Source organism: Streptomyces sp. (assembly GCF_031181555.1).
Taxonomy (GTDB): domain Bacteria; phylum Actinomycetota; class Actinomycetes; order Streptomycetales; family Streptomycetaceae; genus Streptomyces; species Streptomyces fimbriatus.
In genome coordinates this window covers 1-12563 of the sequence record NZ_JAPSKQ010000176.1, presented here as the reverse complement: position 1 = coordinate 12563, position 12563 = coordinate 1, and the positions used below count along the sequence as shown (strand labels likewise).

13 protein-coding genes are annotated in these 12563 nt (G+C 72.0%); 6 read left to right on the top strand and 7 right to left on the bottom strand.

The window, feature by feature from the left end; genetic code table 11:
- From RIM90_RS26625 to RIM90_RS26600, 7 genes are all read right to left on the bottom strand, one after another.
- The coding region (locus RIM90_RS26625; RefSeq protein WP_309063293.1) for a DUF1416 domain-containing protein at window positions 1–149 on the bottom strand (149 nt) is incomplete at its 3' end.
- A 42-nt stretch (window positions 150–191) separates the two neighbouring features.
- Window positions 192–1037, bottom strand: coding sequence for a sulfurtransferase (locus RIM90_RS26620; protein WP_309063292.1), 846 nt, complete (start codon window positions 1035–1037; stop codon window positions 192–194).
- Between the two features lie 125 nt (window positions 1038–1162).
- Window positions 1163–1270, bottom strand: coding sequence for an Ms5788A family Cys-rich leader peptide (locus tag RIM90_RS31630; RefSeq protein WP_351714517.1), 108 nt, complete (start codon window positions 1268–1270; stop codon window positions 1163–1165).
- A 196-nt stretch (window positions 1271–1466) separates the two neighbouring features.
- Window positions 1467–2207, bottom strand: a complete 741-nt coding sequence (locus tag RIM90_RS26615; RefSeq protein WP_309063291.1) for a DUF2993 domain-containing protein — start codon at window positions 2205–2207, stop codon at window positions 1467–1469.
- A 216-nt stretch (window positions 2208–2423) separates the two neighbouring features.
- Window positions 2424–3644 (bottom strand): hypothetical protein, encoded by a 1221-nt coding sequence (locus RIM90_RS26610; RefSeq protein ID WP_309063290.1) that lies wholly within the window; start codon window positions 3642–3644, stop codon window positions 2424–2426.
- A 3-nt stretch (window positions 3645–3647) separates the two neighbouring features.
- On the bottom strand, window positions 3648–3902 hold the full coding sequence (locus RIM90_RS26605; protein WP_309063289.1) for a MoaD/ThiS family protein: 255 nt from the start codon (window positions 3900–3902) through the stop codon (window positions 3648–3650).
- Window positions 3903–3942: 40 nt separating this feature from the next.
- Window positions 3943–4824, bottom strand: coding sequence for an alpha/beta fold hydrolase (locus tag RIM90_RS26600; RefSeq protein WP_309063288.1), 882 nt, complete (start codon window positions 4822–4824; stop codon window positions 3943–3945).
- 225 nt (window positions 4825–5049) lie between these two features.
- On the opposite strand from RIM90_RS26600, the gene RIM90_RS26595 reads away from it, so the two are divergent.
- The 6 genes from RIM90_RS26595 to RIM90_RS26570 form a co-directional block, all read left to right on the top strand.
- Window positions 5050–5829: a response regulator transcription factor gene (locus RIM90_RS26595; RefSeq protein WP_309063287.1), complete on the top strand. Its 780-nt coding sequence runs from the start codon at window positions 5050–5052 to the stop codon at window positions 5827–5829.
- Window positions 5830–5936: 107 nt separating this feature from the next.
- Window positions 5937–6959: a LacI family DNA-binding transcriptional regulator gene (locus RIM90_RS26590; RefSeq protein ID WP_309063286.1), complete on the top strand. Its 1023-nt coding sequence runs from the start codon at window positions 5937–5939 to the stop codon at window positions 6957–6959.
- Between the two features lie 132 nt (window positions 6960–7091).
- Window positions 7092–8111, top strand: coding sequence for a trypsin-like peptidase domain-containing protein (locus RIM90_RS26585; RefSeq protein WP_309063285.1), 1020 nt, complete (start codon window positions 7092–7094; stop codon window positions 8109–8111).
- Window positions 8112–8209: 98 nt separating this feature from the next.
- Window positions 8210–8953, top strand: coding sequence for a response regulator transcription factor (locus tag RIM90_RS26580; RefSeq protein ID WP_309063284.1), 744 nt, complete (start codon window positions 8210–8212; stop codon window positions 8951–8953).
- A gap of 10 nt (window positions 8954–8963) precedes the next feature.
- The gene (locus RIM90_RS26575; protein ID WP_309063283.1) at window positions 8964–10424 is read left to right on the top strand and encodes a HAMP domain-containing sensor histidine kinase; all 1461 of its coding nucleotides are present in this window, start codon (window positions 8964–8966) and stop codon (window positions 10422–10424) included.
- Window positions 10425–10522: 98 nt separating this feature from the next.
- The coding region (locus RIM90_RS26570; protein ID WP_309063282.1) for a pectinesterase family protein at window positions 10523–12563 on the top strand (2041 nt) is incomplete at its 3' end.

Here is a 12563-nt window from a genome sequence, read left to right as displayed (position 1 = left end):
GGGACCTCCGCGGTGAACTCGCCGGTCGAGTCCAGCAGACGGACGTAGCCCGTCACCGGCTCGCCGTCGCGGGTCACCTGACCCTGGATGGTGGTCTCACCGGGCTTGATCGTCGAGGCGTCCGGGCCGCCGGCCTTCGCACCGCACATGTCTTACTCCTGAAGGGGTCTGGAAAGGTCGGTCGGGAAGGGTCACTTGCCGGGGCCGAGCTCGATCGGCACGCCGACGAGGGAGCCGTACTCGGTCCAGGAGCCGTCGTAGTTCTTGACGTTCTCGACACCGAGCAGCTCGTGCAGCACGAACCAGGTCAGCGCGGAACGCTCACCGATGCGGCAGTAGGCGATGGTGTCCTTGGCCAGGTCGACGTTCTCGGCGGCGTAGAGCTCCTTGAGCTCCTCGTCCGACTTGAAGGTGCCGTCGTCGTTGGCGTTCTTCGACCACGGGATGTTGGCGGCCGTCGGGACGTGGCCCGGACGCTGCGACTGCTCCTGCGGCAGGTGGGCCGGGGCGAGCAGCTTGCCGGAGAACTCGTCGGGCGAGCGCACGTCGACCAGGTTCTGCTTGCCGATGGCGGCCACGACGTCGTCGCGGAAGGCACGGATGGACGTGTCCTGCGGCTTGGCCTTGTACTCGGTCCTCGGCCGCTCCGGCACCTCGTCGCCGGGGACCAGCTCGCGGGCGTCGAGCTCCCACTTCTTGCGGCCGCCGTCGAGGAGCTTGACGTTCTCGTGGCCGTACAGCTTGAAGTACCAGTAGGCGTACGACGCGAACCAGTTGTTGTTGCCGCCGTAGAGGACGACCGTGTGGTCGTTGGCGATGCCCTTGTCCGACAGGAGCTTCTCGAAGCCCTCCTGGTCGACGAAGTCACGGCGGACCGGGTCCTGCAGGTCCTTGGTCCAGTCGATCCGGATGGCGTTCTTGATGTGGTTCTTCTCGTAGGCGGACGTGTCCTCGTCCACCTCGACGATGGCGATGGTCGGGTCGTCCAGGTGCTCCTGGAGCCAATCGGCGTCGACCAGGACGTCGCTGCGGCTCATGTTCTTTCTCCTCCGGGGCAGTTGCGGCGGGACATGCGAGTGAGAGGGTGCGCGTGGCCGCACGGGGCCGGCGCACGGGTGCCCTCAGCGGGGCAGGGCAGGAACGCGGACGTCGACGCGTCCGCTCAGAAGGGGCGACAGAGCATGGCGGCGACACGGCACAGGTCTACTGCCCGCCGCTTCGTGAGATCCGCCTGTCCCCGCGATCGGAGGACGCTCGTCTGACACTGCATGGTGTCGATCGTAGGGACGGCAGGGCGGGCGTGTCACCGGCGTGTCGTATGCTGAGACGCGATCGTCCGCGATACGGGATGGGGGAGTCGCGAGCCCCCGCTCCCGCAGGCCCGGTCCCGCATGCGTCCGCCGTCACATCTGCCCTGCGGACGCCCCCGTCTCGCCTGTCGGACGCCGGCGTCCGCCGAACCTTCCCTACCCGGCCAGACGGATGTCGGAACCCTTCACCGTGATGTCCACCCCGTCCCGCGCCGCCTCGACCTTGTCCAGCCGGATCCCGCCGGGCAGGCCGTCGATCCTCTGCTCGAAGTCGATGATCCGCCGCACGCGGGACTCGACGATCTCGACCCCGCCGAAGCTCGGCAGCGCGTCCGCCCGCACGCGGACGGTGTCGCCGTCCACGACCGTCACCGAGCTGAGCACGGAGACCGGCTCGGGCAGCTCGGCACCGAGCACGGTGGTCTCCACCTCGACCTTGATCTTCCCGTTGCCGCCGTCGGACAGGCCGACGACCTCGGCCGTGACACCGGGACCCACCTGCGTGGCGTCGGACCGGGCGGCCTTGAGCAGTTCGTCGTAGGCGACGGTCGCGGTGCCGGTGGCGCTGTCGGCGACGGCGGAGCTGTAGTCGCCGGAGAACTCGACGCCCTTCATGTCGGCGCGCAGATCGGCGATCCGGATCCTCCGGGACCCGTCCCCGGTGGCGGCCTCGTATCCCTCGATCCCGACCTGCACCTCGTCGAGGGAGCCGCCGGCGGCCTGGGTGAGGAACGGGAAGCCCTTGATGGACACGTCGGGGGTGGTCGCGAGGTTCTCGGTCGCCTTCAGCCGGTCCGCCGCCTCGCTCTCGGCGAGGTTGACCGCGACGCGGTCCACGACCACGAAGATCCCGCCCAGTACCACGGCGACGATGAGCAGTGTTCGCAGTGCGCGCATGCGGTGTTCCCCCACCTGGGCGTGTCCCGACGGTGTTCCCCGACGACCGGACGGCCGTCCAGCGCGAGGGTAACCCCGGGGGGTGCGGGGACCTCGGGATTGTCGATCACCTGTGACAGGGGACCGCGTCGCCGGGCCGGGGGCAGGGGCCCGGCGTCTTCCGGGTGCCGGGGGGCGGCGCGGGCGCGCCCGGCGGACGCGCACTCCCGCCCGCCCTCAGGCGAACACGCGCCCCAGCACGTACACCGCCGGGGCGGCCGCCGCCAGTGGCAGCGCGACGCCCGCCGTGAAGTGGACGAAGCGCGACGGATAGTCGTAGCTCGCGACCCGGTGACCGATCAGCGCGCAGACCGCCGCGCCCGCGCCGAGCAGCGCGCCCGAGGCGCCCCTGTCCGTCATCGAGCCGGCCACGAACCCCGCACCCGCCGCCGCGAGCAGCGCGACCGGCACGGACGCCGGCGCCGGCAGGGGCAGCGCCCGCGCCACGACCGCCGCGGCCACCGCGACCGCGCCGACGGTCACCGCGTCCGCGTCCGCCGCCAGGTACCCGCCCGCCGCGATCGCCAGCGCCGCCGCGGCGATCGTCGCCATCAGGCCGTACATCCGCTCGTCGGGATCCGCGTGCGACCGCAGCTGCAGCACCAACGACAGCAGCACCCACACCCCCAGCGTCCCCAGGATCGCCGCCGGCGAGCGGTCCGACGCCAGCAGCGCCACGTCCGCGACCAGCGCCCCCAGGAACCCCAGCGCGATCCCCTGCCGCGCCGGCCACATCCCGTTCAGCCGGAACCAGCCCGCCGCCGTGACCCCCTGGAGCGCCACCAGCGGCACCAGCAGGGCGTACGCGCCCAGCGCCGCCCCACCGGCGAGCAGCAGCCCCAGCAACGCGGTGAGCATCGCCGGCTGCACACCGGGTTCGATGATCGGCGAACGCCCCTCCGCGCGGGCGCGCTGCGCGTCCGTGACACGGGCGTTCCCGGCCAGCGTGGCCGGCCCGTACTCGGGGAAGTCCGCGGCGGCCCCGGCACCCGCGGCACCCCCGGGTTCGGCGGACGGCGGCACGGGGCCCGACGGGGCCGGAGCAGAGACGGGAGCGGGGGTCGGAGCAGGAGGCGGGGCGGCCGCCGGCGCGTACGACGCCGACGCCCCGTATCCCCCGTGCGCGGCCGGCCCGGCGTACTCCTGCGGAGGCAGATACGCCGTCTCCTCCACCGGCGCGGACACCGGCGGCTGCATCTGCGTCTCCCAGGTCTGCCCCTGCCACTGCTGCGTGTACTGCTGGGCGGCGTACGGATCGTCGTACGCCTGCTGCTGCCCGGGCCACGCCTGCGGCTGGGCCTGCTGCTGGTGCTGGTGATATTGCTGGTGCTGCTGGTGCTGCTGGTACGGGTCGTACCCGTCGTGCCCGGCGTGTCCCTCGTACGGCTGGTCGGTCATCGCTCACCCTCCTGCGAACGGCGGGAGCACCTCGACCGTGCCGCCGTCGGCCAGCCGTACCGTCTCATGTGCGCGGGTGCCCACGGGATCACCGTCGACGAGGAACGAGCACCGCAGCAGGACGCGCGTGAGCTCGCCGGGGTGCCGCTCGCGCGCCGCGTCGAGCGCTTCGGCGAGCGTGTCCGCCTCGTACGGCTCCTCGGCCGCACCGGCCGCGGCCTTGGCGGCGGCCCAGTACCGCACCGTGACCTTTGCCATCTGCTGGTTCCTCAATCGGTTGACGGTGAACACCGCCAGGCTAGCCCGCCCGCGCGACCACCCAGTCCCCGATCCGGTGCAGCAGTTCCTCCGGCGCCGCGTTCTCCGCGTGGCCCATGCCGGGCTCGACCCAGAGCTCCCCGTGCTCACCGGCGGCCGCCGCCAGCATGCGCGGATGGTCGAGCGGGAAGTAGCCGTCGCTGTCGCCGTGCACGATCAGCAGCGGCGTCGGCGCGATCCGCGGCACCGCCTCGACGGGCGACAGCGGAACCGGATCCCACTGCCGGTGGTGGATCCGCGTCCGCAGCCCGTACCGTCCCACCAGCCGCCCGGAGGGCCGTGTCACCAGCCAGTGCAGCCGCCGCATGGGCGCGGTCCCCCGGTAGAACCACCGGGCCGGCGCACTCACGGACACCACGGCGTCCACACCGGCACCGGCACCCGGCCCCGCACCGGCGTCACCACCGCCGAGCGCCGCGTGCCGCAGCACCACCGAGCCCCCCATCGAGAACCCGACGGTGGCCACGCGCGCGTGCCCCAGTTCCCGCGCCCACGACACCGCCGCCGCCAGATCCAGCACCTCCCGGTCCCCGACCGTGGACCGCCCGCCCGACGCGCCGTGCCCGCGGAAGGAGAACGTCAGCACGGCCCCGTGCCGTGCGAACGCCCGCGCCACCCGCCGCACGTGCGGCCGGTCCGCGTCCCCCGTGAAGCCGTGGGCGATCACGAACACCGGATCGCGCGAGGGCACCCCGGAGCTTTCGTACACGGCGATTCCCGGGTCGTATACGGAATCGATCCGCACGCCGTCCGCAGTGCGCAGAAACCTCCGCAAAGGCGTACCTCCGTGCGTTACGCCGGGCGTCTCGGAATATGGACGAAAGGTGGAACGCGCCACATGACCCGCCGGACCGGTGCTCATGTCGGCTATTCTGCTGTGAACAGGACTCGGGCAGTGAAGCCCCCGGGTCCTTTTGTGCTTTCGGAAGCGTTGTATACGACGCGGGGAACCGCTGGTGTACGGGCCGTCGATCGCACGCAGCAGTGCCGTAAACGTCCTCGCAGGGACCGAGGAGGAACCAGACGTTATGGGCGAGCGAACCGTGCACGAACGCGAGACGACCCCGATCCGGGCAGGGGGGGCGCGATGAGTTCACTGCTGCTCCTGACCAACGCCCTCCAGCCGTCGACGGAGGTGCTCCCCGCCCTCGGCCTGCTGCTGCACCACGTGCGCGTGGCCCCCGCGGAGGGACCGGCCCTCGTCGACACCCCCGGCGCGGACGTCATCCTCGTCGACGGCCGGCGGGACCTCCCGCAGGTCCGCAGCCTGTGCCAGCTGCTGCGCTCCACCGGCCCCGGCTGTCCGCTCGTCCTGGTGGTGACCGAGGGCGGCCTGGCCGCCGTCACCGCGGACTGGGGCATCGACGACGTCCTGCTGGACACCGCGGGACCGGCCGAGGTCGAGGCGCGGCTGCGGCTGGCCATGGGCCGCCAGCAGATCGTCAACGACGACTCCCCGATGGAGATCCGCAACGGTGACCTGTCGGTGGACGAGGCGACGTACAGCGCCAAGCTCAAGGGCCGCGTCCTCGACCTCACCTTCAAGGAGTTCGAGCTGCTGAAGTACCTCGCGCAGCACCCGGGCCGGGTCTTCACCCGCGCCCAGCTGCTGCAGGAGGTCTGGGGCTACGACTACTTCGGCGGCACCCGCACGGTCGACGTCCACGTACGGCGGCTGCGCGCGAAACTCGGCCCCGAGCACGAGTCGCTGATCGGCACCGTCCGGAACGTCGGTTATCGATTCGTTACGCCGGAGAAGGTGGAGCGCGCCGCCGAGGAGGCCAAGAGCAGGACCGACCGGCAAAAGGCGTCGGATACGGACGAGACGACCGCGCGGGACGGCGCCGAGGCGCGGGCGAAGGCGTGAAAGGCGCACGCATGAGCGTTGCGATCGCACATACGAGCCCATTCCCCGCTGCACGGAACCTCCTTTACGCCCTGCCCGGAGCGGGTATATCCGCGTAGACTCCGCGCGTGGCCAAGGTAACCAGGGATGACGTGGCGCGGCTGGCAGGGACGTCCACTGCCGTGGTCAGCTACGTCATCAACAACGGACCCCGGCCGGTCGCCCCGGCCACGCGCGAGCGCGTGCTCGCCGCGATCAAGGAGCTGGGGTACCGGCCCGACCGCGTCGCCCAGGCGATGGCGTCCCGGCGCACGGACCTCATAGGTCTGATCGTGCCGGACGCGCGCCAGCCCTTCTTCGGGGAGATGGCGCACGCGGTGGAACAGGCCGCCTCCGAGCGCGGAAAGATGGTGCTGGTCGGGAACTCCGACTACATCGGCGAGCGCGAGGTCCACTACCTGCGCGCCTTCCTGGGCATGCGCGTCTCCGGGCTGATCCTGGTCAGCCACGCGCTCAACGACCTGGCCGCCGCGGAGATCGAGGCCTGGGACGCCCGGGTGGTCCTGCTGCACGAACGCCCCGAGGCGATCGACGACGTCGCCGTCGTCACCGACGACCTCGGCGGCGCCCAGCTCGCCGTACGCCACCTGCTGGAGCACGGCAACGAGTACGTCGCCTGTGTCGGCGGCACCGCCGAGACCCCCGCCGTCGGCGACCCGGTCTCCGACCACGTCGAGGGCTGGCGGCGCGCGATGGAGGAGGCCGGCATCCCGACCGAGGGCCGGCTCTTCGAGGCCCCGTACAACCGCTACGACGCCTACCGCGTCGGCCTCGGCATCCTGTCCGGGCCGGACCGCCCGCCCGCGGTCTTCTGCTCCACCGACGACCAGGCGATCGGCCTGCTGCGCGCGGCGCGCGAGCTGCGCATCGACGTGCCCGGCGAGCTCGCGGTCGCCGGGTTCGACGACATCAAGGAAGCGGCGCTCACCGACCCGCCCCTGACCACGGTCGCCTCGGACCGCTCGGCGATGGCCCGCGCGGCGGTGGACCTCGTCCTCGACGACGGCCTGCGGGTGGCCGGCTCGCGCCGCGAACGCCTGAAGGTGTTCCCGTCCCGCCTCGTGGTGCGCCACTCCTGCGGCTGCGCTTGACCACCCGGACCCTTCGCACACCCGGGCCCCCATTCTGACCACCCGGGCCTTTATATCGGGCATACGAGGTTCTGCCGGGCTTTTCAGCAAGCACTCAGGATGCTCTCATCGTCGGGCGCGAGGCTCGAGGCCATGACCGAGAGCTTCCGCCGCAGTGGCGAGTACGAGAGCCCCCACGGGGACGAGCAGCCGCACCTCTCCTCCCCTGTGCACACCGGAACCCCCGCCCCCGAGTGGCCGCCCCCGCCGGCGTACGCTCCCGCGCGGCCCCCGAAGCGGAAGCGCGCCCGCGGCCCGGCCGCCCTGCTCGCCGCCGTGGCGATCGTCGCGGCGGCCGTGGGCGGCGGCACCGCCTACGGCGTGCAGGAACTGACCGGCAGCGACACGGTCGCCTCCGCCGGCACCGCCGGCACCCACGTGGTGCCGGCCGGCCAGAAGGGCACGGTGTCCGGCGTCGCCGAGGCGGTCGGCCCGAGCATCGTCGAGATCAAGGCCGCCTCCGACGCGGGGTCCTCGACCGGCTCCGGCGTGATCATCACGGAGGACGGCGAGATCATCACCAACAACCACGTCGTCGCCGGCGCCTCGTCGGTCGAGGTGCGGACCAGCGACGGCAGGACGTACACCGCGAAGGTCGTCGGCACCGACAGCAAGAAGGACCTGGCGCTGATCGAGCTGGAGGACGCGTCCGGCCTGCGGGCGGCCACCCTGGGCGACTCCGACGGCGTCCAGGTCGGCGACCAGGTGGTGGCGATCGGCTCGCCCGAGGGCCTGACCGGCACGGTGACCAGCGGCATCGTCTCGGCGCTCGACCGCGACGTGACCGTCTCGACGGACGAGAGCCAGGGGCAGCAGCAGGGGCAGCAGGGCGACGGCTGGCCGTTCGAGTTCGGCGGCCGGGAGTTCAACGGCGACACGGGCGGATCCACGACCACCTACAAGGCGATCCAGACCGACGCGTCCCTGAACCCCGGCAACTCCGGAGGCGCGCTGATCGACATGAACGGAAACATCATCGGCATCAACTCCGCGATGTACGCGCCGAGCGGCGCGGACGCGTCCGCCGCGGGCAGCGTGGGCCTGGGCTTCGCCATCCCGGTCGACACGGTCAAGGCGGACCTGCCTGCGCTGCGGGCCGGCTCCACCACCTGACGCGGTACGCACCCGGGGAAACGTGCGAGGCTGAAACCCGAAACACCCCGGCCCTGCCGCTCCCCCTCGCAGACCGCAGACGGAGGAACCCCGAGCCCATGAGCCCCGCAGAAGGCGACCGTGACCCCCAGCGCATCCTGATCGTCGACGACGAGCCGGCGGTACGCGAGGCACTCCGGCGCAGCCTGGCCTTCGAGGGATACGACACCGAGGTCGCCGTGGACGGCGCGGACGCCCTGGAGAAGGCGGCGGCCTACCGGCCCGACCTGGTCGTCCTCGACATCCAGATGCCCCGCATGGACGGCCTCACCGCCGCCCGCCGCATCCGCGCCGCCGGCGACACGACCCCCGTCCTGATGCTGACGGCGCGGGACACGGTCGGCGACCGGGTGACGGGACTGGACGCCGGGGCGGACGACTACCTGGTGAAGCCGTTCGAGCTGGACGAGCTGTTCGCCCGTATCCGCGCGCTGCTGCGCCGCAGCTCGTACGCGGCCGCCGTGGCCGCCTCCGCCGAGTCGGACGACGTCCTCACCTTCGGCGACCTGAGCATGAACCTGGCCACGCGGGAGGTCGTGCGGGGCGGGCGCCCGGTGGAGCTGACCCGTACGGAGTTCACCCTGCTGGAGATGTTCATGGCGCACCCGCGCCAGGTGCTCACGCGGGAGCAGATCCTGAAGGCGGTGTGGGGCTTCGACTTCGAGCCCTCGTCGAACTCCCTGGACGTGTACGTGATGTACCTGCGCCGCAAGACCGAGGCGGGCGGCGAACCGCGCCTGGTGCACACGGTGCGGGGCGTGGGCTACGTGCTGCGGCAGACCGGCGCGGCCGGCGCCGAGTGAGGAAAACGGAGTGAGGACACTGGTGCGCCGCTTCCGCGCCCTCCCGATCCGGGCGCGGCTGTCGCTGCTGGTGGCGGCGGCGGTGGCGTTCGCGGTGGCGGCGGTGTCCGTCACCTGCTGGTTCATCGTGCAGGGGAAGCTGTACGAACAGGTCGACAACGACCTGAAGAAGGCGACGGTGCTGCAGGACCGCCAGCGGGCCGACGAGATCCGCAGCGCCCTCGCCGACTGCACCGACACGCCCAGGGAGAGCGACACCGGCGGTTTCCGGTACACCTACTCACAGGTGGTCGGGGAGAGCGGGACCGTCTGCCTCTTCCCGAGCTCGGTGGGCAGCGTCAAGGTCACCTCGTCCGACCGGAACGTGATCGAGAACGCGCGGAGCGGCTCGGCGGGGATCTTCCGCAACGGCACGGACCAGAACGGCGAGGAGGTCCGCGTACTGACCCTGCCGCTGGTCATCAACGATCCCAGCACGCTGACCAGCACCAACGCGGCCGTTCTCGTAGCGGTGCCCCTCAAGGGCATCGAGTCGACGCTCAACGACCTCGCCCTGATCCTGCTCCTCGTCTCCGGCGTCGGGGTGCTGGGCGCGGCCGCCGCCGGTCTCGCGGTGGCCCGTGCGGGTCTGCGCCCCGTCGACAAGCTCACCGAGGCGGTCGAGCACGTGGCCCGCACGGAGGACCTGGACGTCCGCATCCCCGTCGAGGACGACGCCGAGGACGAGATCGCCCGGCTCTCCCGCTCCTTCAACTCCATGACCTCCGCCCTCGCCGGCTCCCGCGACCTGCAGCAGCAGCTCATCGCGGACGCCGGCCACGAGCTGCGCACCCCGCTCACCTCCCTGCGCACCAACATCGAGCTGCTCACCCGCAGCGAGGAGACGGGCCGCCCGATCCCGGCCGAGGACCGCAAGGCCCTGCTCGCCTCGGTGAAGGCGCAGATGACCGAACTGGCGTCCCTCATCGGCGACCTGCAGGAACTGTCCCGCCCGGACACCGGCCAGCACACCGGCCGGACGCGGATCGTCGCCTGGCAGGACGTCGTCGAGTCGGCCCTGCGCCGCGCCCGGCTGCGCGGCCCGGAGCTGGCCATCACGGCGGACGTGCGGCCCTGGTACGTGCGGGCGGAGCCGAGCGCGCTGGAGCGTGCCGTGGTCAACGTCCTGGACAACGCGGTGAAGTTCAGCCCCGACGGCGGCACGATCGAGGTCCGGCTCGTCGACGGCGTCCTCACCGTCCGCGATCACGGCCCCGGCATCCCCGCCGACGAACTCCCGCACGTCTTCGACCGCTTCTGGCGCTCACCGAGCGCCCGCGCCCTCCCGGGCTCCGGCCTCGGCCTGTCCATCGTGGCCCGCACGGTCCAGCAGGCGGGCGGCGAGGTGACCCTGACCCCGGCGGAGGGCGGCGGCATGACGGCCACGATCCGCCTGCCGGGCGCACCGACACCACCGCCCGGGGTTCCGTAGCCCCGGGTTCCGCGGCGGCTTCCACGGCGGGGACGGCAACCTTTCCGCGCCGGGCGGCGACCGATCGGCGTCCCACCCCCCATGGAACGGATCGCCGTATGAGTGAGCACCGCAGCAAGGCTCGTCACCGCCGGGGCAGGAAAGTCCTGGCAGCCGGGATCCCGCTGGCGGTGACCGCCGCCGGGGCGCTGGTGTACGGGGCCGACCTCGGCGTCCTCGGCTCCGGCGCCCGGCAGGCGTCCGCCGCGACCGCCGCCCCGGCATGGGCCACCGCCACCGCCGACGGTTTCGCCTCCGTGCACGCCCTCGGCCAGAACGGCACGTACGGCGGCCGGGACGGCAGGACCGTCACCGTGCGGACGCAGGCCGAGCTGGAGAAGTACGCGACGGCCGCGGAGCCGTACGTCATCGTCGTGGCCGGGACGATCACCATGAATCCGGTCGGCAAGGAGATCAAGGTCGCCTCCGACAAGACGATCGTCGGGCAGGGGACGAGCGGGCACGTCGTCGGCGGCGGCTTCTTCCTCGGCCGGGGCGTCCACAACGTGATCATCCGCAACCTGACGATCCGGGACTCCTACCAGGGCGTCTGGAACGACAAGGACCACGACTTCGACGCGATCCAGATGGACGGCGCCCACCACGTCTGGATCGACCACAACGACCTGCGGCGCATGGCCGACGGCCTGATCGACGTCCGCAAGGACAGCTCGTACGTGACCGTCTCCTGGAACAGGCTGAGCGACAACAACAAGACCTTCGGCATCGGCTGGACCGAGAACGTCACGACGGACATCACGATCCACCACAACTGGTTCCGCGACACCGAGCAGCGCAACCCGTCCACCGACAACGCCGCCCACGCGCACCTGTACAACAACTTCCTGGAGGACGTCCCCGGCACGGACATCACCTCCTCCTACGGCAACTACGCGCGCGGCGGCACGCGGATGGTCCTGGAGAACAGCTACTTCCAGGGCGTGCGGAACCCCGTCGTCAAGGACGCCACGGCGGCGGTCGTCCAGCGCGGCAACGTCTTCTCCGGCACGTCGGGCCGCAACGAGAGCGGCGGTACGGCCTTCGACCCGAAGACGTACTACGCCTACACGCTCGACAGGGCGGCGGACGTCCCGTCCCTGCTCCGGTCGCAGGCGGGCCCGCGCACGTCCATCGGCACGACGGCGGCCACCGCGAAGACCGCGGCGGCCACGACCCTGACGGTCGCCAAGGACGGCACCGGCCGGTACAGGACCGTCCAGGCGGCGGTGAACGCCGTCCCCGCGAACAACGCCTCACGCGTGGTGATCTCCGTCAAGCCGGGCACCTACCGCGAGACGGTCAGGATCCCCTCCGACAAGCCGCACATCACCCTCCAGGGCACCGGCGGCAGCCGCAAGGACACGGTGATCGTCTTCGGCAACGCGGCGGGCACGCCGAAGCCGGACGGCTCGGGCACGTACGGCACCTCCGGCAGCGCCACCGTCGCCGTCGAGGCCGACGACTTCCAGGCCCGCAACCTGACGATCTCCAACGACTTCGACGAGCGGGCCAACCAGTCCCTCTCCGGCCACCAGGCCGTGGCGCTGCGCACCGCCGCCGACAAGGTCCTCCTGGACGGCGTCATCGTCGAGGGCGACCAGGACACCCTGCTCCTCGACACGGCCGCCAAGGACGAACCCGGCCGGGTCTACGTCACCGGCTCCTACGTCACGGGCAACGTCGACTTCGTCTTCGGCCGGGCGACGGCGGTGATCGACCGCTCGGTCATCACCCTGAAGAAGCGCTGGGACGGCACCTCCGCCGGCTACGTCACCGCCCCCAGCACGCCCGCCGGCCGCAAGGGCATCCTCATCGCCAACTCCGCGGTGAACGGCGACGTCTCCGACCGTTCCTTCTTCCTCGGCCGCCCCTGGCACGCCGGCGGCGACGCCTCCCTCGACCCGCAGACCACGGTCCGCAACACCACCCTCAGCGCCGCGATCCGCACCACGCCGTGGACCGACATGGGCGGCTTCTCCTGGAAGGGCGACCGCTTCGCCGAGTACAGGAACACCGGCCCCGGCGCGGGTGCCGCGAGCAGCGACCGCCCGCACCTGACGGACGCCCGGGCGGCGGACCAGGAGGTCGCGGACTGGCTGG